The 23,364-nt window shown below is 43.9% G+C and carries 22 protein-coding genes and 4 pseudogenes; 8 read left to right on the forward strand and 18 right to left on the reverse strand.

What is annotated here, in order from left to right; translation table 11 throughout:
- Positions 1-7 precede the first annotated feature (7 nt).
- Positions 8-805 (forward strand): tRNA pseudouridine(38-40) synthase TruA, encoded by a 798-nt coding sequence (truA, locus tag F967_RS12105; protein WP_004800176.1) that lies wholly within the window; start codon positions 8-10, stop codon positions 803-805.
- A 44-nt stretch (positions 806-849) separates the two neighbouring features.
- On the opposite strand, the gene F967_RS12110 is transcribed toward truA, so the two are convergent.
- Positions 850-1,857, reverse strand: a complete 1,008-nt coding sequence (locus F967_RS12110; RefSeq protein ID WP_004762182.1) for an AraC family transcriptional regulator — start codon at positions 1,855-1,857, stop codon at positions 850-852.
- Between the two features lie 229 nt (positions 1,858-2,086).
- On the opposite strand from F967_RS12110, the gene infA reads away from it, so the two are divergent.
- The gene (gene infA / locus F967_RS12115; protein ID WP_001284370.1) at positions 2,087-2,308 is read left to right on the forward strand and encodes a translation initiation factor IF-1; all 222 of its coding nucleotides are present in this window, start codon (positions 2,087-2,089) and stop codon (positions 2,306-2,308) included.
- A gap of 63 nt (positions 2,309-2,371) precedes the next feature.
- Here the strand turns inward: infA and F967_RS12120 are convergent, their stop codons facing one another.
- The 6 genes from F967_RS12120 to leuC all read right to left on the reverse strand — a co-directional run bounded on the left by F967_RS12120 (position 2,372) and on the right by leuC (position 7,425).
- Positions 2,372-2,743: a lysozyme inhibitor LprI family protein gene (locus F967_RS12120; RefSeq protein WP_004800177.1), complete on the reverse strand. Its 372-nt coding sequence runs from the start codon at positions 2,741-2,743 to the stop codon at positions 2,372-2,374.
- A 410-nt stretch (positions 2,744-3,153) separates the two neighbouring features.
- Positions 3,154-4,233: a 3-isopropylmalate dehydrogenase gene (gene leuB, locus F967_RS12125; protein WP_004800178.1), complete on the reverse strand. Its 1,080-nt coding sequence runs from the start codon at positions 4,231-4,233 to the stop codon at positions 3,154-3,156.
- A 43-nt stretch (positions 4,234-4,276) separates the two neighbouring features.
- Positions 4,277-4,852 (reverse strand): hypothetical protein, encoded by a 576-nt coding sequence (locus F967_RS12130; protein WP_004800179.1) that lies wholly within the window; start codon positions 4,850-4,852, stop codon positions 4,277-4,279.
- Positions 4,853-4,990: 138 nt separating this feature from the next.
- Positions 4,991-5,641 carry a 3-isopropylmalate dehydratase small subunit gene (gene leuD, locus F967_RS12135; RefSeq protein WP_004800181.1) on the reverse strand — a complete coding sequence of 217 codons (651 nt, stop codon included), beginning with the start codon at positions 5,639-5,641 and terminating at the stop codon, positions 4,991-4,993.
- 2 nt (positions 5,642-5,643) lie between these two features.
- Entirely contained in the window at positions 5,644-5,991 is a 348-nt protein-coding gene (locus tag F967_RS12140; RefSeq protein ID WP_004800183.1) for a hypothetical protein, read from the reverse strand.
- A 15-nt stretch (positions 5,992-6,006) separates the two neighbouring features.
- On the reverse strand, positions 6,007-7,425 hold the full coding sequence (gene leuC, locus F967_RS12145) for a 3-isopropylmalate dehydratase large subunit (RefSeq protein WP_004800185.1): 1,419 nt from the start codon (positions 7,423-7,425) through the stop codon (positions 6,007-6,009).
- 270 nt (positions 7,426-7,695) lie between these two features.
- On the opposite strand from leuC, the gene F967_RS12150 reads away from it, so the two are divergent.
- Both F967_RS12150 and F967_RS12155 read left to right on the forward strand, forming a co-directional pair.
- Entirely contained in the window at positions 7,696-7,902 is a 207-nt protein-coding gene (locus F967_RS12150; protein ID WP_004800187.1) for a DUF2061 domain-containing protein, read from the forward strand.
- Between the two features lie 53 nt (positions 7,903-7,955).
- Entirely contained in the window at positions 7,956-8,819 is an 864-nt protein-coding gene (locus F967_RS12155) for a LysR family transcriptional regulator (RefSeq protein WP_004762190.1), read from the forward strand.
- 16 nt (positions 8,820-8,835) lie between these two features.
- Here F967_RS12155 and F967_RS12160 read toward each other — a convergent pair whose 3' ends face one another.
- From F967_RS12160 to F967_RS12185, 6 genes and pseudogenes are all read right to left on the reverse strand, one after another.
- Complete coding sequence (locus tag F967_RS12160) at positions 8,836-9,597, reverse strand: glycine-rich domain-containing protein (protein ID WP_004800189.1); 762 nt, start codon at positions 9,595-9,597, stop codon at positions 8,836-8,838.
- A gap of 74 nt (positions 9,598-9,671) precedes the next feature.
- Positions 9,672-10,418 (reverse strand): sporulation protein, encoded by a 747-nt coding sequence (locus F967_RS12165; protein WP_004680582.1) that lies wholly within the window; start codon positions 10,416-10,418, stop codon positions 9,672-9,674.
- 55 nt (positions 10,419-10,473) lie between these two features.
- A pseudogene (locus tag F967_RS12170) lies at positions 10,474-11,625 on the reverse strand (DUF2252 domain-containing protein); the annotation flags it as partial.
- A gap of 327 nt (positions 11,626-11,952) precedes the next feature.
- Positions 11,953-12,234 (reverse strand): annotated as a pseudogene (locus F967_RS12175) (hypothetical protein); the annotation flags it as partial.
- A gap of 62 nt (positions 12,235-12,296) precedes the next feature.
- Positions 12,297-12,563, reverse strand: a complete 267-nt coding sequence (locus tag F967_RS12180) for a hypothetical protein (RefSeq protein ID WP_004680584.1) — start codon at positions 12,561-12,563, stop codon at positions 12,297-12,299.
- A 90-nt stretch (positions 12,564-12,653) separates the two neighbouring features.
- Positions 12,654-13,304, reverse strand: coding sequence for an HAD family hydrolase (locus F967_RS12185; protein WP_004680586.1), 651 nt, complete (start codon positions 13,302-13,304; stop codon positions 12,654-12,656).
- A 182-nt stretch (positions 13,305-13,486) separates the two neighbouring features.
- Between F967_RS12185 and F967_RS12190 the strand changes: the two genes are divergently transcribed.
- The 3 genes from F967_RS12190 (at position 13,487) to F967_RS12200 (ending at position 18,224) form a co-directional block, all read left to right on the forward strand.
- Positions 13,487-13,963, forward strand: a complete 477-nt coding sequence (locus tag F967_RS12190; protein WP_004674529.1) for an RNA pyrophosphohydrolase — start codon at positions 13,487-13,489, stop codon at positions 13,961-13,963.
- Between the two features lie 94 nt (positions 13,964-14,057).
- Positions 14,058-16,352 carry a phosphoenolpyruvate--protein phosphotransferase gene (gene ptsP, locus F967_RS12195; protein WP_004762195.1) on the forward strand — a complete coding sequence of 765 codons (2,295 nt, stop codon included), beginning with the start codon at positions 14,058-14,060 and terminating at the stop codon, positions 16,350-16,352.
- 351 nt (positions 16,353-16,703) lie between these two features.
- A complete protein-coding gene (locus F967_RS12200) occupies positions 16,704-18,224 on the forward strand; it encodes a catalase (protein ID WP_004800195.1) in 1,521 nt (506 codons plus the stop codon).
- Between the two features lie 168 nt (positions 18,225-18,392).
- Here the strand turns inward: F967_RS12200 and F967_RS12205 are convergent, their stop codons facing one another.
- Positions 18,393-19,445 carry an MBL fold metallo-hydrolase gene (locus F967_RS12205; protein WP_004800197.1) on the reverse strand — a complete coding sequence of 351 codons (1,053 nt, stop codon included), beginning with the start codon at positions 19,443-19,445 and terminating at the stop codon, positions 18,393-18,395.
- Positions 19,446-19,861: 416 nt separating this feature from the next.
- Here F967_RS12205 and F967_RS12210 point away from each other — a divergent pair, with 416 nt between their 5' ends.
- The gene (locus F967_RS12210; RefSeq protein WP_004800198.1) at positions 19,862-20,758 is read left to right on the forward strand and encodes a LysR substrate-binding domain-containing protein; all 897 of its coding nucleotides are present in this window, start codon (positions 19,862-19,864) and stop codon (positions 20,756-20,758) included.
- A gap of 49 nt (positions 20,759-20,807) precedes the next feature.
- Here the strand turns inward: F967_RS12210 and F967_RS12215 are convergent.
- The 4 genes and pseudogenes from F967_RS12215 to F967_RS14775 form a co-directional block, all read right to left on the reverse strand.
- Positions 20,808-21,026 (reverse strand): annotated as a pseudogene (locus F967_RS12215) (glutathione binding-like protein); the annotation flags it as partial.
- Between the two features lie 27 nt (positions 21,027-21,053).
- Positions 21,054-21,728: an HAD-IA family hydrolase gene (locus F967_RS12220; RefSeq protein WP_004800200.1), complete on the reverse strand. Its 675-nt coding sequence runs from the start codon at positions 21,726-21,728 to the stop codon at positions 21,054-21,056.
- On the reverse strand, positions 21,725-22,657 hold the full coding sequence (locus F967_RS12225; protein ID WP_004800201.1) for an RluA family pseudouridine synthase: 933 nt from the start codon (positions 22,655-22,657) through the stop codon (positions 21,725-21,727). The genes F967_RS12220 and F967_RS12225 overlap by 4 nt, the downstream gene beginning before the upstream one ends.
- Positions 22,658-22,719: 62 nt before the next feature.
- A pseudogene (locus tag F967_RS14775) lies at positions 22,720-23,096 on the reverse strand (hypothetical protein).
- Positions 23,097-23,364: the final 268 nt, after the last annotated feature.

Consider the following 23,364-nt stretch of genomic DNA (forward strand, 5'->3'; position numbering starts at 1 on the left):
TTTAAATATGCAACGTTATGCAATTGGTATTGAATTTTGTGGTACTCAATACCGTGGCTGGCAAACCCAACAGGCAGGCGTTGCAAGTGTTCAGGAAACCATTGAGAAAGTTCTCAGCAAAATTGCCAATGCACCTATCCTACTACATGGTGCTGGACGTACCGATGCAGGCGTGCACGCCACCAATATGGTTGCCCATTTTGACACTGAGGCAGTCCGCCCTGAACGCGGTTGGCTGATGGGTGCGAACAGCCAGCTTCCAAAGGATATTTCAATTCAGTGGATCAAGTGCATGGATGAAAGTTTTCATGCACGTTTCAAGGCAATTGCCAGACGTTATCGCTATGTTGTATATAACGCCCCTCACCGCCCCGCGTTACTACATAAACAGGTTACACATGTCTATCAGGCGCTAAATGCAGAGAAAATGATTGCGGCAGCGGCCAAGTTTGAAGGTACGCATAATTTTGAGTCATTCCGTGCAGCGGCCTGCCAGTCAAACCAGCCTGTACGCCATGTAAAGCATTGTCGTCTATTTGAACATGGCCGTTATTTAGTTCTTGATATTCATGCAGACGGTTTCCTACACCATATGGTACGAAATATCATGGGTTGTTTACTGGAGATTGGACAGGGCCTATATGAGATTGAGCATATTGACACCATGTTCGCTGCACAGGACCGTAAAGCTGCTGGTATTACTGCACCGCCTGACGGACTTTACTTTATTCAGGCCTATTACCCTGAAGAATTTGACTTGCCACAGCCACCATTAGGTCCACAGTGGTTAAACCTGCCTGAATAAAAAGCCCTATCAATAAAAGATAAGACCTGGCCATTTTAAAAAATCTAGCGTTGTTTGCGTTTACGGTATTCCACTGGCGTTTCATTGGTCCAGCGCTTAAAGGCACGGTAGAACGTACTTGGCTCGGAGAACCCTGTTAAATAAACGATTCGCTCCACACTTTCATTGGTGCTCGCCAGCAGCCTCTTCGCCAAACGACAGCGATAGTCAGAAAGAATCTGCTGAAAGCTGGTATTGGCTTCACTCAACTGGGTACGCAAACGGCGTGGGGTAATATTCAGTTGTGCCGCAACAGTTTCCAGTGTGGTTTCACCACTTTCCAGTGTCGAACCAATAGCACGGCGTACCTCACCCACTAAATCGTATCGAGCCAGTTCTTGCAACTTCTCAATCGCAAGCTGTTCATGCAGCTGCAGTAATTCAGGTTCAGCTTGCCATAATGGATAATCAAGCACGGCATCATCAAAATAAAGGCGGGTTTCTTTTTGACCCAGACTGACAGGGCAACCATACACCCGAAAATATTCATCATCATCCGCACCTTCATTGAAGTTGAAGTCAATGTAGATTGGCTGAAACTGCCCTTCGGTAATGAATTTAAAGAAACGAAGAATACCTGACATCGCACATTCAGAAAAATGGCGATTGACCAGATTGTCAGACCAGTACTGTTCGCCATTGCTTAAATAACAGCGTCCATCCTGAATCACCAGTTTGGCATCAAAGGCATCACTAATCAGACGCTGATAAGCCAGAGCACGTTTTAGACCCTCCCCAAAGGTTTCACTACTGATAAATAGATGCTCAATCACCTGCCCGCGATAAAGTGGCAGATGCTCACCCAAGTGTAAACCAATGTCTGGGTCATTGCTCACCTCCTGTGCCGCAATCCAGAACGCATTCTGTGCACTTAATGGTGTTCTGGCGTTTGTATCAACCTGATTGAGTGCCACACCTGCCTTTGTTAAAATCTCTTCAGTTGGTAATCCAGCTTTACGAATCGCCTGATACCCAAAGCGTAATACAACTGATGCATCTGTTAACTGACCCACGCAGTGCCCTTCCCTGTAGATACTTTATTATGACAATAACACTAAATTTAGATTAACGTTGATTGACCAAACTGACAACACTATTCTGCTTCTTTTGTTAAAAAAATTCGTCGATTGTCTGACAGTTTTTTCCAAATGATTACTCAAAGCTTTGCTGCAACTTCACCTTGTAAAATTCAAATAAATTGACTATAATTTGCCCCTTTCCAATTTGATCATCAGGTAGGCCATGGCCAATAAAGAGGAACTCATTGAGTTCGAAGGCGTTGTCACCGAAACGCTTCCTAATACGATGTTCCGTGTACGTCTAGAAAACGGTCACGAAGTTATTGCTCACATTTCTGGTAAAATGCGTAAACACTATATCCGTATTTTGACAGGCGACAGCGTAAAAGTTGAAATGACACCTTATGACTTAACCAAGGGTCGTATCACTTACCGTGCACGCTAAGAATTAGTGAATGCAAAAAAGCCACATCAATATGTGGCTTTTTTTAGGTGCATAAACAAGGGTTTATTCACTTAAACGTGTGGTTTTACATCCTACGGTTTGGCACTCACGTAGACGTTCCAGCAACCAGTGATTGCGTTCCTGTGTTGTGGTCAGGCGGCATTGCACATCAACACTGTTCTGCTGTGAATCTGTACAGCTTGCGTCGCGATGACGTATCCATGCGAGCTGTGCCTTTTTTAGAATCTTTTGTTGTGTCTCATTGAGCTGCTGGCGTAACTTCTGATAATTCTTATTTAAGTCAGCATCGGCACTGGCATAAATTTTATTAGTACAGTAAATATCATCATAAGTGTTACGTGCCTTGTCGCAATTATCTGCATAACTCAATGTGGCGAAAGCACCACACATTAACCCTAAAATTATCTTGCGCATCAAGTGTTTCCCAATCGCTTAATTATGCGTCATATCTAAGCATATTTTGCGTCAATTGAACATTATTTTACAAACAGATAGGTATGTATATTGTGATTGGTTCACACAAATGGACTCGACAAGATGTGCCCTTTGGCTTTGAATAAAAAAAGATCAATACGATAAAGGAACGTCATAATGATAAATTCAAGGTCCCTATTCCTTTGTTCAGCTCTTGGGCTGTCCGCATGTATGAGTTCTCCCCAGCAAACAACCAGCCTCCCCGACTATCTACAGCCTTACATTGGCCAGTCTGCAAGCAGTATCTAGCAGCAGATTGCCCGTTCCATCCGTTATGAAGGTAAAGCCTGTTAATTCATTCCAGTATAAAAAACGCAGCGATTGCTGCGTTTTTGGAAGTCTTATATTGCTTAGCCTAAAACAGCAACCACAGCTTCACCCATAGCATCTGTACCAACTTTTGTCATGCCTTCAGACATAATATCTGCTGTACGCAAACCTTGATCTAATACTTGACCCACAGCATCTTCAATTGCTTTTGCTGCAGCTTCTTCACGGAAGGTATAACGTAACATCATCGCAACTGAAAGAATAGTTGCCAATGGATTAGCAACATTTTGACCAGCAATATCTGGTGCAGAACCATGACATGGCTCATACATGCCTTTACCATTTTCATCTAAAGATGCAGAAGGCAACATGCCGATCGAACCTGTCAACATTGCTGCTTCGTCAGATAAGATATCACCAAATAAATTACCTGTGACGATCACATCAAACTGCTTTGGTGCACGTACTAACTGCATCGCTGCATTGTCCACATACATATGTGACAACTGGATATCTGGATATTGTGCCTGCTGCAAGTCAGTTACGGCTTGCTTCCACAATTCAGTCACTTCAAGGACATTTGCCTTGTCAACTGAACACACCTTGCCACCACGCAGACCTGCAAGCTCAAACGCCACCTTGGCAATACGCTTGATCTCACTTTCTGAATAAACATCAGTGTTATAGCCTTGCTTTTCACCATTTTCCAGTTCACGAATACCACGTGGCTGACCGAAGTAGATACCACCTGTAAGCTCACGTACAATCAGGATATCCAGACCAGCAACAATTTCTGGCTTCAGACTTGAAGCGCCCGCCAATTGTGGATAAAGGATTGCAGGACGCAGGTTGGCAAACAGGTTCAATTCGCTGCGGATTTTTAACAAGCCACGCTCTGGACGGATTGAACGTTCAATGGTATCCCATTTAGGCCCACCAACCGCGCCCAACAAGATTGCATCGGCTTTTTTCGCCTGCTCACTGGTGACAGCTGGGTAAGGTTCCCCATGTGCATCAATCGCAGAACCACCCAACAAACCCTGTTCCCATGTCAAACCTAAATTAAATTTCTGATTGACCTTAGTTAGTACTTGCTCAGCTGCACCAACAATCTCAGGACCGATACCATCGCCTGCTAAAATTAAAATATGTTTAGACATTTATTCTTCCAGTTTCATTACTGCAGTTTTAAACTGCAAGTCATTAAATCTTTTTCTCAACAAATTCACCCAAACCTGTGCTCACATCATATGGGCGACAGAAGCGGCGAATGGTATGCTGTTCTTGCTGTAAATCCACACATAAGGGTTCAGGTGCAGATACATTCAACAAACTACCTGAGCGTTTTTCCCTGTCCCGATACATTTTAAAGGTGTAGCGCTGATGCGGCTTGAACTCGTGAATCACATGGAACATCTCGGCGCGGTCTGGTGAAATTGGATAGAAACGAATCACAACCTCATATTGCTTGGCAGGTATACTTAAATAGATCTGCTGTTTTCGGCTGAAAACCGAACCATCCAGGCGGATGATGCCATGTTCCATTGCCTGCCGACTGATACGATGGGATTTCGCATCCATCACAACAATGTCATTGATTCGTTCAAACTCACAATTCTCAACACCTGAACAATATAAAGTTGCATTATTCACTTTATTTTCCAATGTGGTCTGTGTAATTCGAACCTGATCAACAACAGTCGGCGCGTTTTGACATGCCGTTAACGTTGTCGCAAGACCTAAACACAGCAAAATACTGTAAGCGAGTCTTCTTTTCATTATTCAAACCCAGTCCTCATAACATGCACACATGCAAGCAAATATTATTCGCTAGCATGTTAGCAAGAGTTCAATGTCTGCGCTATGACTATCTTTAAAATGTCCCCAGACATTCAGGTATCTCCAGTCAACAAAAAACTAGGCCTTTATTTCCTGAAATACCCAGGGACGCGCCTGTTTGGCTTTTTCTTCATAGGCACGGATATCATCTGCCACTTGCAAAGTTAAGCCAATATCATCCAAACCATTTAATAAGCAGTGCTTACGGAATGGATCAATTTCAAATTTAAATGCTTCACCTGTTGGCGTGCGCACTTCCTGAGCTTCTAAATCGATGGTCAATTGATAACCCTCAGTTTCAGCACATTCCTTGAATAACTGATCAACAATCTCTTCAGATAAAATCACAGGCAACATGCCATTCTTAAAGCAGTTGTTAAAGAAAATATCGGCAAAGCTTGGCGCGATCACGGTACGGAAACCATACTCATTCAATGCCCAAGGCGCATGCTCACGGCTTGAACCACAACCAAAATTGGTACGTGCCAAAAGAATGCTTGAACCCTGATAGCGAGGCTTATTTAATACAAAATCGGGATTAATTGGACGTTTGCTAATGTCCTGCCCTAAATAACCTTCATCCAGATAACGCAATTCATCAAATAAGTTATCGCCAAAACCTGTACGCTTAATTGACTTTAAAAACTGCTTTGGAATGATTAAGTCGGTATCAACATTTGCACGATCTAAAGGTGCAACAATACCTTGTTCAACTGTATATTTCTTCATCTTTACATCCTATCAGATTCATTATAACGATTTAACCAATCTGTAACCCATGGGTCATAGTAAAAATCAATTTCATTGGTTGTCTGTAATTGAATCTGCGTTTTTATTAACTTAGATTTTAGCGAATATCTATCATTGTCAATATCATATTTAAACACGGCAATCAGTTCATTATTGAGTTTAAAAGCCCAATTACCAATCGGCGGAATATAATATTTCCTTAATAGCTCTATGAATAAAGTTTGACTATCATTCGTATTTGCTAAATAAATCAGGGCTTCATGACGAGCATTCACATCATCTCCCATACACACTGAATCCCGCGCTACATGAAATTCAATGTAACCCATCGATATTCTCATCAATTAAAATGTCCGAACATCAACAAAATGACCAGCAATTGCAGCCGCTGCAGCCATTGCTGGGCTCACCAAATGTGTACGACCACCGTTACCCTGACGACCTTCAAAATTACGATTCGAAGTAGATGCACAATGTTCACCTGGTTGTAATTTATCAGCGTTCATTGCTAAGCACATTGAACAACCTGGCTCACGCCATTCAAAACCAGCGTCTAAGAAAATTTGATCCAAGCCTTCTTGTTCAGCCTGCTGTTTCACCAAACCTGAACCTGGAACGATCATCGCCTGTTTAATACTAGATGCAACTTTACGCCCTTTCACGACATCTGCCGCAGCACGAATATCTTCAATACGAGAATTGGTACATGAACCAATAAAGACACGATCCAATTGAATATCAGACAATGCTTGACCAGCAGTTAAACCCATATATTGATAAGCACGAGTCCAGTCATTACGCTGAACATCATCTTTTGCTTGTTCTAAAGTCGGTACTGCTTGCGAAACAGGGATTACCATTTCTGGAGATGTTCCCCAAGAAACTTGTGGCTCAATCTCAGCACCATTCAATACGACGACTGCATCAAATACAGCATCTTCGTCTGAGTGTAAGGTATTCCAATATTCTACCGCTTGATCCCACTGCTCACCTTTAGGCGCATAGTTACGATCTTTCACATAAGCGATGGTTTTGTCATCAACAGCGACCATACCTACGCGCGCACCCGCTTCGATTGCCATGTTACATACGGTCATACGTCCTTCGATCGACATATCACGGAACACTTGACCACCAAATTCAATGGCATAGCCTGTACCACCAGCCGTTCCAATTTTGCCGATAATCGCTAAAACAACATCTTTAGACGTCACGCCTTTGCCTAATACACCATCAACACGAACAAGCATGTTTTTCGATTTTTTCTGTACTAAACATTGAGTTGCTAACACATGCTCAACTTCAGAAGTTCCAATACCGTGTGCCAAACAGCCAAATGCGCCATGTGTTGCAGTATGTGAATCACCACACACCACCGTCATGCCAGGCAATGTCAAACCCTGCTCTGGCCCAACTACGTGCGCAATACCCTGACGGATATCATTGATACCAAATTCAACGATATTAAATGTTTTACAGTTATCATCTAAAGTTTGAACCTGAATACGAGACGTATCATCCTCAATCCCAGCAATACCTTGCTCACGCTCTTTTTTAGAGGTCGGAACGTTATGATCAGGTGTTGCGACATTGGCACTTAAACGCCATGGCTGACGATCAGCAAGTTGTAAACCTTCAAATGCTTGAGGGCTAGTCACTTCATGTAATAAATGACGATCAATATAAATCAAGCTTGAACCATCATCACGCTGCTTAACTAAATGGTCATCCCATAATTTGTCATATAATGTCTTGCCTGCCATGTCGTCGCTCTCCAACGTGCTTGTCATAGGACTGGGTAACTAAATCTTAAATTTATTATAGCAATGCTTTCACATAAATCTAATTTATCATTTTTATTAGTTATTAAACTTTCTGGAATATATAATTCATTTGTGCATCAATTTTTTCAATAAAAGAGATAAATCCTTAGCTATCTAAAAGTTCGATCATCAAGAGTAGAAATTTCTTTTTTACTTTTTAAATGATAATAATTATTATTTAATCAAGTAGAGTTTGAAAGGGTGAGTGATATGGCAAACATTCAGCAATTCGTGATTAACAATCAACGGACTTTAAAAAAAACCTTGAGTTACTACATCATGCATATTAGTGTTGCGATGATAGTTGCCTATATGATTACTGGCAATTTACTTATGGCTGCAACATTGAGTTTAATTGAACCAACTGTACAAGCTTTTGCCTTTTTCTTCCATGAAAAAGTTTGGAATTATTTCTAATTTTCCGCTTCAATATCTGAGCACCTATTTTAAAGTTATTTGAGTAAGTCTGTATGAATCTTGCTGCATTTGAAGCATTTTTAAAAGTAATGGAAACGGGTTCGATTTCGATTGCAGCAGAACAATTATTTATTACTCAACCTGCGGTGACCAAACGAATTCATACGCTTGAAGAATATTTTGGTGTCAAACTATTTGAATCTGCGGGACGAGGGATTCAGCCGACCCATGCAGCACATTCCCTTTTACCCAAAGTGAGAACCTGGCTGAATGAGCTTGGAGAAATTCACCATACGCTGAGCCATGAACAATCACAGGTACAAGGCCGTTTAAAGATTGGCACCAGTCACCACATTGGCCTACACCACCTTGCTGAACCCCTAAAGCGTTTTGTACAGCAATTTCCGCAAGTGACTTTAGATGTGCATTTTGTTGATTCTGAACAGGCGCATGAGCAAGTTCTGGCAGGTGAACTGGAGCTGGCATTTTTAACCCTACCTCCTGTTGGCGATGATCGTCTCAACTATGTCACCATCTGGAATGATCCTCTGGTTTTTGTAACCTCCCCTTTTCATCCTTTAGCCCAGCAAACAGAACTGAGTCTGGAAAACCTGATTGCCTATCCAAGCCTGCTTCCCGCCTCACATACCTATACCAGCCAGATCACGCTGGCGGAATTTGAAAAGAAAGGGCTAAAACCGAAAATTACCATGAGCAACAATCCGTTAGAATCCATACGGATGTTGGTCTCAATTGGTTTGGGTTGGTCAGTTCTACCCAAGACCTTACTCAATCAGGATTTAAAACAACTTGATCTCAATCTCGATATGCAACGTCAACTGGGTATGGTGTGGCATCCTGCACGAATCCAATCAAAAGCAGCGGAAGAATTAATCAATATGATGCAACTTGGCTAGGTTAGCTAAAGATAAGTTAGTCACCGCCTCCGCCACAACTGCTACAGCTACTGCCACAACTGGATGAAGATGATGATTGATCTTGCACATATTTTGCAAAATCTTTAGTCATTTGCGCCAGTTCAAACGATTGTCCATTTTCCCAACCCAACACCTGATCAACCGCAAATAGTCGTGGCAATTGCATCGTATTCCTTGGATTATATCCATGTAACATACAGCTATATTTCCAAGCTTCAAATAATTGCTTTGCTTGTTCTTCTGGTCTCGTTGTTCCGTCATAAGGGCTATGATTCAACATTCGACCTATGGTTTGCTCACATAATTGCTGATACTGGATCGGATATTGCAACATCACATGCCATAAAGCATCGACTGCATGTGAAGGCATGGCATAGGCTTGTTTTTGCATCACGTGTAATGCCAAATAATCCTTAAATCCAAGTTCAATCAGCCGACGTTGTTTTAAGCTCAGTTCGGGATATTGTTGTTTTAATTTATTCCAAAATATTGGATCAATGTTGAGTTGCTCAATCTTCTCTAATTTATTCCTTCGAGTCTTGGCGATCAAAACATGGTTTAAAACAATAATTGTCCATATTAATGGGAGTAAAACCCAAGCGGTAAAGATCTGCTGTTGCCAGCTATACATGAGCAGTAAGACTAAAATCGGCAGGATAATCCAGCGTATTTTTATATGCGGTTGATGGCGTTTTAATTGAATTAATGCATCAAGCTTGTTGGAAGTCTGTGCTTCCTGATTTATTTTTATTTTCATGCTTAAATCTTAAGAAGAAAAGATGACAATAAGATGACAAAAAACCTCCCTTTAGGGAGGAATGGTGTAATCCTTTATCCAATCTGCAATAAACGGCGAAGCTGCTGCGTGATCTGATTCACGTCCAGATTATGGTTGGATATGGTCATCGTCAGCAACTGATCTGAGCGAAAGGTACGATCAATTTCCAGCATGATATGCGTTTGCTGCGCTTCAGCAACAAAGGACACCTCAACCTCATTAAAACCACTAAACATCTGTGAAGATACAAACTCTAGCTCCTGATAGCAGCCAATCGTTGATCTAAAATTTCTTGCGGTCAGTTGCCCTTTTTCAACATCCACAGTCGACAGAACAAATCCACATTGTTGCATCGCCTGTAAAAAAGCCTGCATCGCTGGTGTTGGGGTCACTTTTAAATAGTCACGATCGGTTGAATCTAGTCCCCAGTCAACATCCATGTGTGTTTCAATCCATACACGAGCGCCATTACGTCGGCAGGAAACTTCAGTGATGGGGGTTTCATGAGGGATTTCCATGGTAAATGGAATATGATGTGACTCATTTGCAGCCAGCAAGAATTTCGAGCTAATCAACCACTGATCCAGCACCAAAGCCTGATTAAATTCATGATCGCCAGACTCAACCTCTGCAATGGTCATCAATTTTAGATATAAGCCATTAATTTCCTTATTCGTTGACCCACCAGTAAAATTAATTTCACCGCGTAGTGTCTCACCAGCCTGTAACGTAGGATTATATAAACGTGTTTCGACGTTTACCCCTTGCATATTTAAACCAGACATCATTTTTTTAAACATTTTTTTCACAAACCTTTTAAATTATTTCAATTCATCTGTAGCAATATACCGATGATTAAAGTGCCTCATCTCCAGCAATCTGAATCCTACCATCGGCAATCTCATTCATAAAATGCTGATAGTCATTTAAATTCCGTTCCATAGACTTTGTGGCATATTCCTGTAAAACCTCCACCATGGTATTCCCCTCGCCCAGATAACCCATCAAAACATCGGCATTCCCCGCCTTGGCATGGGCATGGGCTAAAGCCAGACCACAACTTTCCGCATATTCATGAAAATACTCATCGTCCATATCGGTTAAGTCGACTGAAATCTTCATATCACGTAGTTGGCGGACATGGAAATGCTGCCCCAAGGTGGAATAGCCAAGAAAAATATCGCTTGCAGCTTGCATCAACTGCTGGCCATACACCACACGCTCGCCTTCATGCTTCACTTTTTCAGGGAATAATGGACTTAAAATAGAGGGGTTGGCTTCTTTCATCTGCAAAATCAACGGCTCACGATCGGCATCCTGAAACAGTGCAATGGCTGAACGTGTACCCACACTCCCCACCCCAACCACTTTGAATGCCACATCGGTACGTTGATAACGGTCAAATAGGACCTGCCGATCATGTTTCAATGAATCACGATACTGTCTAAAAAACTCATCAACATTTTTGTTGAATGGTTCATTTGACTTCGGATGCCAAAGCAAAGGTTCATCATCAATAAAGTATCGAAAGCCCGTCTCGTTGTCTTGCTGGGTCAGTTTAGGTAAAACCGAGTGGGCATTTCTTTTCTGCGCGGAGTCCAGATGTCTGGCCCGTTTCTTTCGGAGCTTCCGACATTCCGTATTTTCCAGCAATGTACTGGCATCAACTTTCTCATACCATACCTGTAATGGTGATAACTCCATATTTTCAAGTAGGTGCTGGCGGTAACTATTCAACATGGTTTTAATGGCTTTTAAGCCTACGCGGTTGCCCAACCCAACATCTTGTGCGGCAATCACAAAGCTGGTTGCCAAACGTTTCAAGTCCCATTCAAATGGCGCAACCAAGGTCTCATCAAAATCATTGATTCCGAACAGGAGATTACGCTCAGGACTGGCAAAACCGCCAAAATTACTTAAATGACAATCACCACAAATCTGTTGAAACAAACCTGAATGATGCTTCTCCCATGCCTGATCAAACAGCATCAGGGAAGGCATACCACGTTGACATCCTCCCCGACCTAAAGGACGGGGATTCCTACTGCTAGATGGCAATGTCCTGCCACGAAACAGATACTATAGTTCTCTGCTTCTTATTCCAATGTAGTCCTACCTTTCGGATTGCAAAGAGTGCACGGATTACAATGGGGAAAACTGTTTTTTTTCGTGTTGTATCAGTCTGCTGACTAAAAATATACAACGTAATTATCATAGCACATGGATTACTAGATTCAAATGTTTTTAGCAATCCTAGCCAATCCCCACAAGGGGGACTAGCGGATTGCAGCCTTATATCCTCGGGCTAAACCCCGAGGTTTTACGGCTATTCGGATAAAAGGTAAATGGAGACACACTCATCCTTTTGGCACGAATGGGCTTAAGCTTTTCTAAACGCCCCTGATTGCTCCAATCATAAATCATTAAAGCCGTTGTATCTTTTGGTCGTTCTGACAATTGTGATAATTGCTCACGCGGAATTTTTTTGCGTTGCGTTTTGCCTAATTTAAAACCTTCACTTTTGGTGAGTAACTTACCTCGATAGCTGTGTCGGGTTAAATCAATGCTTTGCTCTTTCCACAACTTTTCTGGCAATTCAATTTGTTGTTTTTTCATTATTTACCCCTATCAAAAACATTTTTATATCAAAAAAATCCTTTCCTAAAAACAAAATATTTTCACTTCTCATTCTGCTGAGCTTTTTGATAGTTTAGCCTTTGCTTTTTCACATATTTTTTCGCTATAAAATAAACTAACATCGCAAAAGGTAAAATCAGAAATAGTGCACCTACGCCAAAAGCAACATAGGCAAAATAAACATTCCCAATTAAAAAACAGATTCCCAATAATGTAAGTTGTACGATCAATTCCCCACAACCTTCGGCGACATAATCTAGCCAGGTTGGTTTTTTAGTTTGTTCAGTTTCATCACGATACTCTTGCATTTTTTATATCCAATTATTGATCTTCTTATTATTCAACATGTTAAACATATTAAAACTGTAATATGTTTAACATTTTTCTATATTTTTTGATTAAATCGACCAGTCCTGAATTTCCCAGCCCTGTTCGCGTGCCAGCTTCTCCAAACGATCATCAGGATTGACTGCAATGGCATGGGTGGCATATTCAAGTAGGAAACGGTCATTAATCGAGTCTGAATAGGCCCACGATTCTTCAACCATCCGACCATCTAGCCATTGGTCCAGACGTGCCAGCTTACCTTTCTGGTAGCATGGCAAGCCTGTGACCTTACCCGTATATTTACCCTCAAGCACCTCGGCATTGGTGGCAATAATTTCAGTAATGCCAAACTCACGGAAAATTGGTGCGGTAATAAAATCACTGGTTGCGGTAATCCCAACGATGGCATGTCCCATATCCTGATGCTTCCTGATGGCCTCAAAACCTTTGGGACGCATTTGTGGACGAATCACCTTTTGCATAAACAACTGATGCAGTTCAGTTAAATAAGCATTGTCATGTTTGGTGAGAAATTCAAATACAAATTCATTATAGGCAATTGGGTCGAGTTGTCCCGCCTTGTAGTCTTCATAAAACTTGTCATTCATTTGGCGATGATGGACAGGATCAACCAGGGCTTCATTGACCAAAAACTCACCCCATGAGTGGTCAGAATCGGTATTTAACAGGGTGTGATCTAAATCAAACAAAGCCAATTTCATATAAATGCTCATTTAAATGCAAATTAAAGAAAAAAAACGTAAATCTATTTCCGTAAGTCACTAAAAATTCGTTAAGATCATAGCAATTTAAACATTTTACTTTGACCTTTTTCGAGTTGGACGTGAAGAGTGACTGTCCCCGAGATCAAAGTCAACGATATAGAGAAAATTTAGGTAGCCAAATGATCGACTCAGAAGGTTTCCGACCCAACGTCGGGATCATTTTGGCAAACGATGATGGACAAGTTTTATGGGCAAAACGCATTGGTCACAATGCTTGGCAATTTCCACAAGGAGGGATCCAGTTTGGAGAAACCCCTGAACAGGCACTTTACCGTGAACTGAGAGAAGAAGTCGGTTTATTGCCCGAACACGTCCAGATTATAGCGCAAACTAAAGGTTGGCTGCGTTATCGTTTGCCACATCGGTACATTCGGTCAGATTCAGATCCCGTATGTATTGGACAAAAGCAAAAATGGTTTTTACTGAGGTTGACGGCATCGCCGCACCATATCCAGCTAAACCTGTCAGACCCACCCGAATTTGATCAATGGCAATGGGTGAGTTACTGGTATCCATTGGGTCAGGTGGTCAACTTCAAGCGTGATGTTTACCGCAAGGCCATGATGGAGTTGTGTTTACAGTTACCTCAGCGTTAATTGTCGCGAAATCATCATTTTAAGCAATGATTTTTAGCGATATAGCTGTTATAAATAGGCATATAACGATTCAATAAACAGGAGCAGACACCTCATGTCAAACATGCAACTCGACACGCTCAGACGCATTGTGCAGGAAATCAATGCGTCCGTCAGTTTGCATGATTCCCTCGACATTATGGTCAACCATGTGGCTGAGGCCATGCATGTCGATGTCTGCTCGATTTATTTGCTGGATGAACGCAACAAGCGTTATGTGCTGATGGCCTCCAAGGGCCTAAAGCCTGAGGCGGTTGGACACGTTTCCTTAAGCGTGGGTGAAGGTCTGGTGGGCCTGGTTGGAAAACGTGAGGAAATTGTCAACCTCGACAATGCCCCAAAACACGAACGTTTTGCCTATTTACCCGAAACAGGTGAAGAGCTGTTTAACTCATTCCTTGGCGTACCTGTCATGTACCGTCGCAAGGTGATGGGCGTTCTAGTGGTTCAGAACAAGGAATCCCAGGACTTTAGCGAGGCGGCTGAATCGTTCCTTGTCACACTGTGCGCACAGCTTTCTGGCGTCATCGCCCATGCCCATGCAGTCGGAAATATTGATGTTTTCCGAAAACCGAATAGTGGTTCCACCTACAAGACCTTTCAGGGCGTTTCTGGCGCGGGTGGTATCGCATTGGGTCGGGCGATTGTGCTCTATCCACCTGCCGACCTGACCGCAATTCCAGATCGTGAAGCTGAGGACATCAGTGACGAGCTGGCATTGCTTGATCAGGCCATTGCCTCTGTTCGTAAGGAAATCCAGTCTCTGGATGAAAAAATGCAGGATTCCCTCATGTCAGAGGAACGCGCGTTATTCAGCGTGTTCCTGCGCATGCTGGATGAAAATGCATTACCCAGTGAAATCAAGGACCATATCCGCACAGGTAGCTGGGCTCAGGGTGCAGTGCGCAAAGTCATTGACAAGCATGTGGCACTGTTTGCACAAATGGAGGACGATTACCTGCGCGAACGGGTTTCTGACCTCAAGGACTTGGGACGGCGCATTTTAGCCTGCCTACAGGAGGCGGATTCAAGCCATCGTGAACTCAGCCCTGACAGTATCCTGATTGGCGAGGAGATCAGCACTGCGGCACTGGTTGAACTGCCTGTCGATAATATTGCGGCGATTGTGACCTCTGAAGGTGCAGCCAATTCACATATGGTGATTGTGGCACGTGCCCTGGGGATTCCAACCGTTGTTGGTGTCACCGAACTGCCAATCAACACACTGGATGACATTGAGATGATTGTCGATGCCTATCAGGGGCGTGTCTTTGTCAATCCACCGCGCCGTCTCCGTCAACGCTATAAGGAAGTCCAGAAAGAAGAAGAACAGATTGCCAAAGATTTGAAGCAATACGAAACCCGTGATGCCATTACTCCTGACGGGGTGGAAATTCCATTGTTCGTCAACACAGGTTTGATGATTGATGTGGTGCGTGGCGTTCAACGCGGTGCCAAGGGTGTGGGGCTATACCGTAGTGAAATTCCATTCATGCTGCGTGAGCGCTTCCCAGGTGAGGAAGAGCAGCGTGCCATCTATCGTCAACAGCTCATCCATTTTGCCAACAAGCCTGTGATTATGCGGACGCTGGATATTGGTGCGGATAAGGACCTACCCTACTTTAGCATTGAAGAGGAAAACTCTGCACTAGGCTGGCGTGGCGTACGCTTTACCCTTGACCATCCAGAAATCTTTTCCGCACAGATTCGCGCCATGCTCAAGGCCAGCATCGGCTTGAATAACCTACATATCCTGCTGCCGATGGTCACCAGTGTCAGCGAGGTGGAGGAAGTCCTGTATTTGCTGGAACGTGACTGGATTGCGGTTCAGGAAGAAGAACAGGTGAAGATCACCAAACCTAAAATCGGCATCATGGTTGAGGTTCCAAGTGTCCTGTTCCAGATTGATGAATTTGCAGAGTTGGTAGACTTTTTCTCTGTAGGTTCCAACGACCTGACCCAATACCTGCTTGCGGTTGACCGTAACAACCCGCATGTTGCCAATGTCTATTCACATTTTCATCCGTCTGTGCTGCGGGCTTTGCAAAACCTTGTTCAAGCCTGCCATCAGCAACAGAAGCCGATTAGTGTATGCGGAGAAATGGCGGGCGACCCCCTGACCGCCATCCTGCTCATGGCGATGGGGTTCAATACGCTTTCCATGAGTTCAAGCAACATCCTGCGGGTGAGAAAGGCTATTTGCCATGTCCCAATGGCAGATGCCAAACAGCTGCTGGACAATGTCCTGCAAATGAATAACTCACTGGTCATTAAAAGCTGGCTTGAGCATTACTTTAAAACCCACGGCTTGGCCGATATGGTAAAATCCAATCGTTTGGTCAGTGCCTAAAAATAGCTACTGCCCTTAACGAACTACTCAATTCCGTTTAATTGGTTATTTTAATGGGAATTTTTTAAAATTTTAACAATTTATTGCTCAACAATTCTCAGTACCACATTTAATATTTATACAGCTTTTATCGAATAAAACATTTACGGCATCAGCTTTAATCCATTGGAAAAAAAGCTTTCATCAACCTAAAGTAAAAACACAAAGGATGTTCAATCATCATTGCAAATCCCGTACAGGCATCTAAATTTTGATACCCAGTTTGCATATGAGCTGATTCAAGCATCTATCTTTTAGAACGGTCAAATGGTCAAGATGAGTTTACACAGGTCATCTTGATGGAGAACAAACATGAGCCAAGACGATAAAAAATGTCCTTTTAGCCACTTAACCACAGACTTTGGCGCACCTGTAGTGGATAACCAGAATAGTATGACAGCAGGTGCGAGAGGACCATTATTAGCCCAAGACTTATGGCTGAATGAGAAACTGGCCAACTTTGTCCGTGAGGTGATTCCTGAACGCCGTATGCATGCCAAGGGTTCAGGTGCATTTGGTACGTTTACCGTCACCCATGACATTACCCAATACACCCGCGCCAAGATTTTTAGTGAAATCGGCAAGAAAACCGAGATGTTCGCCCGCTTTACCACCGTTGCAGGTGAACGCGGTGCGGCCGATGCAGAACGGGACATTCGCGGTTTTGCGTTAAAATTCTATACAGAGGAAGGCAACTGGGATATGGTGGGCAACAACACCCCTGTATTCTTCCTGCGTGATCCACGTAAATTCCCAGATCTGAACAAAGCGGTCAAACGTGACCCGAAAACCAATTTGCGCAGTGCAACCAACAACTGGGATTTTTGGACACTGCTTCCAGAGGCACTGCATCAAGTCACCATCGTGATGTCAGACCGTGGTATTCCTGCCAGCTACCGTCATATGCATGGTTTCAGTAGTCACACCTATAGTTTCATCAATGCAGCCAATGAACGTTTCTGGGTGAAATTCCACTTCAGGACTCAGCAGGGCATTAAAAACCTGACTGATGCTGAAGCCGAAAGCATTGTAGGGAAAGATCGTGAAAGCCATCAACGTGACTTATTTGATGCGATTGAAAATGGTGATTATCCAAAATGGACGCTTTTTGTTCAGGTTATGCCAGAACAGGATGCGGAGAAAGTGCCTTACCATCCATTCGACCTGACCAAAGTTTGGCCGCATGGTGATTATCCATTGATTGAGGTCGGTGAATTTGAATTGAACCGCAACCCTGAAAACTTCTTTCTGGATGTGGAACAGTCAGCCTTTGCACCAAGCAATCTGGTTCCTGGCATCAGTGCCTCACCAGACCGTATGCTACAGGCACGCCTGTTTAACTATGCCGATGCACAGCGTTACCGTTTAGGTGTGAACTACCAGCAAATTCCAGTCAATGCGGCACGCTGCCCTGTACACAGCAATCACCGTGATGGTCAGGGCCGTATTGATGCCAACTATGGTGGTTTACCACACTATGAGCCAAACAGCTTTAACCAGTGGCAAGAACAACCCCAATACAGGGAACCCCCATTAAAAATCAATGGTGATGCAGATTTCTGGGATTATCGTGAAGATGACCATGACTATTTCAGCCAGCCTCGTGCCCTGTTTGAACTGATGACACCTGAACAACAGCAGGTCTTGTTTGGCAATACTGCCCGTGCAATGGGCGATGCGCTGGACTTCATCAAATATCGCCATATTCGTAACTGCCACGCCTGTCACCCTGCCTATGGTGAAGGGGTTGCAAAAGCACTTGGCATGACCGTTGCCGATGCACAGGCTGCCCGCGAAACGGACCCAGCCCGTCACTTACCAAGCTTTCTTTAATTCCTGAGAACCTTTTAAAAAGCCATCTTAGGATGGCTTTTTACATTGAATTTGGCGACAATTTAGTCAAGCCATGACATGAATAAGCGTTCAATCCTGTGATGATGAATATTGGGCTTGCGAACCTTTCCATGATTGCCTTATGCTTTATCAGGACACTACAGCAAGCTAGGCCCGAATAAAGCGCCCTTCACGGATACAGTAAAAAGGGTTCACCAGTTTTGAAGAGGATTTCATGGCCTGCATCAGTTCATGTTCTGGTGCATCACGGTCTTCATCGGTAAGCTGGAAGGTGCGATAGTGAATCGCCACTGAACGGTGCGCATGCAGGTCCAGATGCGCATGAAAGGCATCCTGTGGATTCATATGCACATAACGCATCAACTGACGTGGCTCATAGGCGCCAATCGGCAGCAACGCAATTCTTGCAGCCCCATAGCGTTCATAAATTTTCTTGAAATGACCTGCATACCCCGTATCACCCGCAAAAAAACAGTGCCCCGTTCTTGCCAATAGTGAAAATCCGCCCCACAGCGCCCTGTTCTGGTCCCTGACACCACGTCCCGAGGCATGTTGTGCTGGGGTATAGGCGATCTTTAACTCATCATGAAAGGGGATTTCCTGCCACCAGTCCATTTCAATGACATGCAGGTGCTTCGATAGATAGTGGCCATTGCCCAAACCTGTATAAATCGGCATTTCAAATTTCTGGTGCAGCCAGTCCAGGGTGGCCAAATCCATGTGGTCATAGTGGTTATGGCTTAACAACACCGCATGGATGGTGGGAAGATGTTCCAGTGCAATGCCCGCTGGGCAAACCCGTCTGGGTCCCCGTCCCTGCTTTGGGCTGACATAGTCACACCAGACAGGATCGGTTAAGAAGTTGTAAGGGCCTATTTGGATGAGAACTGTTGCATGTCCCACAAACCAAATCTGCCAGTCATTCAGGTCAGCATGTGGGCGGTTTTGCGGCAACTCAAGCATCTGGTTACGCAGATTCGACTCATGGTTACGGTCAACATTCCAGGTAAAGGATTTACGTGTTGTCAGCCATTTTAGCAGCCCCTTACGGTCAAACGGTGTCAACGGTTTGTCCAGGTTGTAGAAACGGTCAATCCCACAGTGGTCAGAGGCCTCATGTGGAAAAGGAGGTTTCCCCCAGGTATGGCTCAAGCAAGATTGTGTCGGCAATTGGTAGGTTAATGTCGGCTTATCTTTCATGTACTTCTTCTGTGGTGGAACCTGATCGCTCGTGGGGCTGAGTTATATTGGCTTAGGATTATGGCTTATTTTTTAACGCTGTATCTTTTTCAGATCAAGATATGGCTTGGGACGATAAGCTGGCCTTGATCTGCCTGATCCTTTAAAAACATGGCTTTCCATAATCGGTCCTTGATCCTAACATAAGGTCATTGAGTTATGCTGATTTTCTCTGGCTGAATCAACACAATTTTACTGAACTCATAACGCCAAATGACAATTCAGCTAAACTTACAGGCATAGCGTTTTAATATATTTTTTATATTTTAGAAAAAAGCATATTGTCTAGAAAAGCAGCTACTATATAATGCGGCCATGAGAATTATTTTTTAATACTTTAATTAAGAATAACAGTAAGACACACACGGATAAGTCTTATGGAATTACGCCATCTACGTTACTTCATCACCGTCGCTGAAGAACTCAGCTTTAGTAAAGCCGCACTAAAGCTGCACACGGCGCAGCCCTCATTAAGCCAGCAGATCAAGGACCTTGAGGATGATATTGGCGTACAGCTCTTTCACCGCACCAAACGCAAGGTTGAACTGACCGAGGAAGGGCTGGTTTTTCTGGAGCAGGCTCGCCTCACCCTGACACAGGCGGACAAGGCCATCACCATGGCACGGCAGGTGGCAGCGGCAAAAGTCCAGTATCTCAAAATTGGCTTTGTCCCTTCTGCTGAAATCCGTATTTTTCCCTATATTCTACCGCGCCTGAGGGTCAAACTTCCCAAGCTGCAAATCCGCACCCTGAACCTGAAAGAGAGTGACCAAATCGCTGAACTCAAGAAAGGCGACTTAGACATGATTTTTATTAATCAGGAGTTTCAAAATGAGGTTTTTGCCAGTCAGTTAATACTGAAAGAACCCTTGGTGTTTATGCTCCCCAAACAGCATCCACTGGCTCAATTAACTGAAATTCCAGTAGAGCAATTGAATGGGCTGGCCATAACCGTTCTATCGCAAAAGCTCTCCCAGCCCCTGTTTGATACCATCGCTCAGTATATTGAACAGCAACATGTTCAGTTTCAGACAATTTCTGAAGCCAACAGCATTGCGGAGAGTATTCAGGCAGTGCATTCAGGCCAAAGCTGTGCCATTCTGCCCTCTTATATGCAGGCGCTGGCAACCGATCAAATCGTGGTGCGCCGACTGAGTCATTCCCTGCCCTGTCTGGATGTATTTTTCAGCCATAACAGGCTTGAGCCCAGCCTGGCCACAGAGCAGTTTCTGGAAGAAATTCGGCAGGTATTTGAGCTCGATATTCCTGCATAGTCCCAATGATGAAAAAGATAGCCGATTCAGTCGGCTATCTTTTTACCCTTTAGGCATTACTAAAAAAATCCGCAAACTTTTTATAACCTGGACGCTGACTCACATTCTCCAAATAACGTTCAATCGCGGGGTGTGTTTGAAATTCGCCCATTTTTAACTGCCAAAACAACATGGCTGCCACCAACACATCTGCCGCGGTAAATTGCTGACCACATAAATATGGCTCGGCTTCGCCCAATCCGACCACAAAGGCATTATAGGCATCCTTACCCCAGTCAGATCAATATTGTGTTGGTTAACTTTCAATCAAGGCAGAGGATGGCAATACAGCCTGAAAATAGCCATGCAGGTCCTGAATTGAACTGACAATGGTCAGGGGTTGGTATTGCTTTAAAGTTTCCACACTATGCACCCCATAGCTCACCCCAATGCGCTGCATATTCAGGTTTTGCGCCATTTCAAGATCATAACTGGTATCTCCCACCATAATGGCCCGCTCTACCGCCACACCAGTCTCAAGCAGGATTTCCTGCAACATTAACGGGTCAGGCTTTGATCGGGTTTCACTGGCGGCACGGGTAATGTCAAAAATATCGTGGCTATTGGTTTGGTTCAGCACCCGATCCAGACCTTTACGACTCTTACCTGTTGCCACCGCCAGCTTGATGCCCTGCCGCTTTAGATCGGCCAATAGCTCAGCAACACCACCAAACCATGCATCACCTTTAGAGTTCGCAACGTAGTGGTCTGCATAGCATTGCAAAATATCCTGCTGTAAATGCGGTACTTTCGGAAACAGGATTTGCATCACCTCTGGCAAACCCAGCCCAATAATGCTTTTCGCAGCCTCATTGATTAAGGGCTGCTGGAATTGTTGTGCCGCATATTGCAGGCTTGCCACGATTTGTTCCACTGAATCAAATAAGGTTCCATCCCAATCAAAAATCACCAGTTCGATATTTTGACTCATTTGTGCTTTCTCAACTCATTTAAAACCTGTTGCATGTCTTCAGGCATTGGCGCCTCAATGGTTGGGTAGCCTGGAATTTGCAGACGCATGGCATGTAGGCACAAGCGTCTGACCTCTGGACCAGCATAGGCGGTGCTGTGACCATATTTATCATCGCCAATAAGCGGATGACCAATACTTAAACCATGCACACGAATTTGATGGGTACGTCCCGACAAAGGCGAGGCATGCACCAGTGTTACCGCCTTGAAACGTTCAACCACGTTCCACTCGGTTTTACTCGGCTTACCCTCTTTAGAGACACGCACACGGCGCTCGCCATTGGCAAGCTCATAGCGGAATAGAGGTGCATCAATCAGTTGCTGATCCAGACTGACCTGCCCCTTGACGATTGCCGCATAGGTTTTCTGGATTTTATGCTCACGCAGTAAATCCTGTAATAATTTTAAGGTACTGCGTTTCTTGCTGATCATCACCAAACCAGAAGTATCACGGTCAATACGATGGATCAGTTCCAGATATTTTTTACCTGTGGCGGCACGCAGGGCCTCAATCAGGCCATAAGCCACACCGCTGCCCCCGTGCACCGCAATGCCCGATGGCTTATTCACCACCAGCAGGCCCTCATCCTCATAGACCACACGGCTCAGCAGGCTTTGTGCCACACTGTCACTTACAGGGACCGCACTGTCATCTTTCTGTTCGTAGCGAATCGGGGCAACTCGAACTTGGTCGCCAATTTCCAGACGGGTCTCGGCCTTTACCCTTTTTTTGTTTACACGGACCTGTCCCTCACGGATCAAACGGTAAATACGGCTTTTTGGAACACCTTTTAATCGAGTAAATAAAAAATTATCAATTCGCTGTCCAGCCTGATGCTCATCCACGTCAAACCAAGTGACACTTTGCCATTGCTGTGTAGAATTCATACGCTAGATTCATCCAAGATTTGCTAAATACGATTAAAGAACGATCATTTAGCTAAGTTATTTCACAAGAAACCTAAACTTAGCCCATAGGCAGATGCTGCAAGGTTTGATATATTCAGCGCACGGATACCACCGTAAGTGAACATCAACTCAGAAATTTTATTAACTTGAAATTTCAGATTGACGAAATGTTCACCAATAGCTCGGATAGGTCCTAAAGAATTATGCCGACGCCGAAGGCTTATTATATCGGCAAAAATGGCAAACTGTTGCGTTTAATTGTGCATCTGCACATAGGGTTTATTGATATTTCAATGTACCCTGCGGTTTGTCCAGAAAAAATATGTTGCCAACAGGTTTGTTGGCTATTAAATGTAAACTGATCCACATCAGACAATTTGCTCCCTGATGCCGCATTCAGGCTAAAGCGTTGATGCATTGGAACTGCCAGGCGAAGATACGATGATCATTCCGTATCAGGACGTCCAAATGGGGCGGCCTTAATGCTTAATGACAGTGAAAGTCATCACATCCAATGCACCGCTCACCCGCCAGTGAAGCGCACAGGAAACTTGGATCATTTAGGGTCCAGTGATATATCACGGTACCCAAGATTGAAGCAGGATTGCCGACATCGAAATAACCGTATCAGAACCCAGAACTGGATTTACAGTCAGTGGTTTCAGAGCTTCGCATATCAAAGCTGC

This window comes from Acinetobacter sp. CIP 102637, assembly GCF_000368425.1.
GTDB classification, from domain to species: Bacteria; Pseudomonadota; Gammaproteobacteria; order Pseudomonadales; family Moraxellaceae; genus Acinetobacter; species Acinetobacter parvus.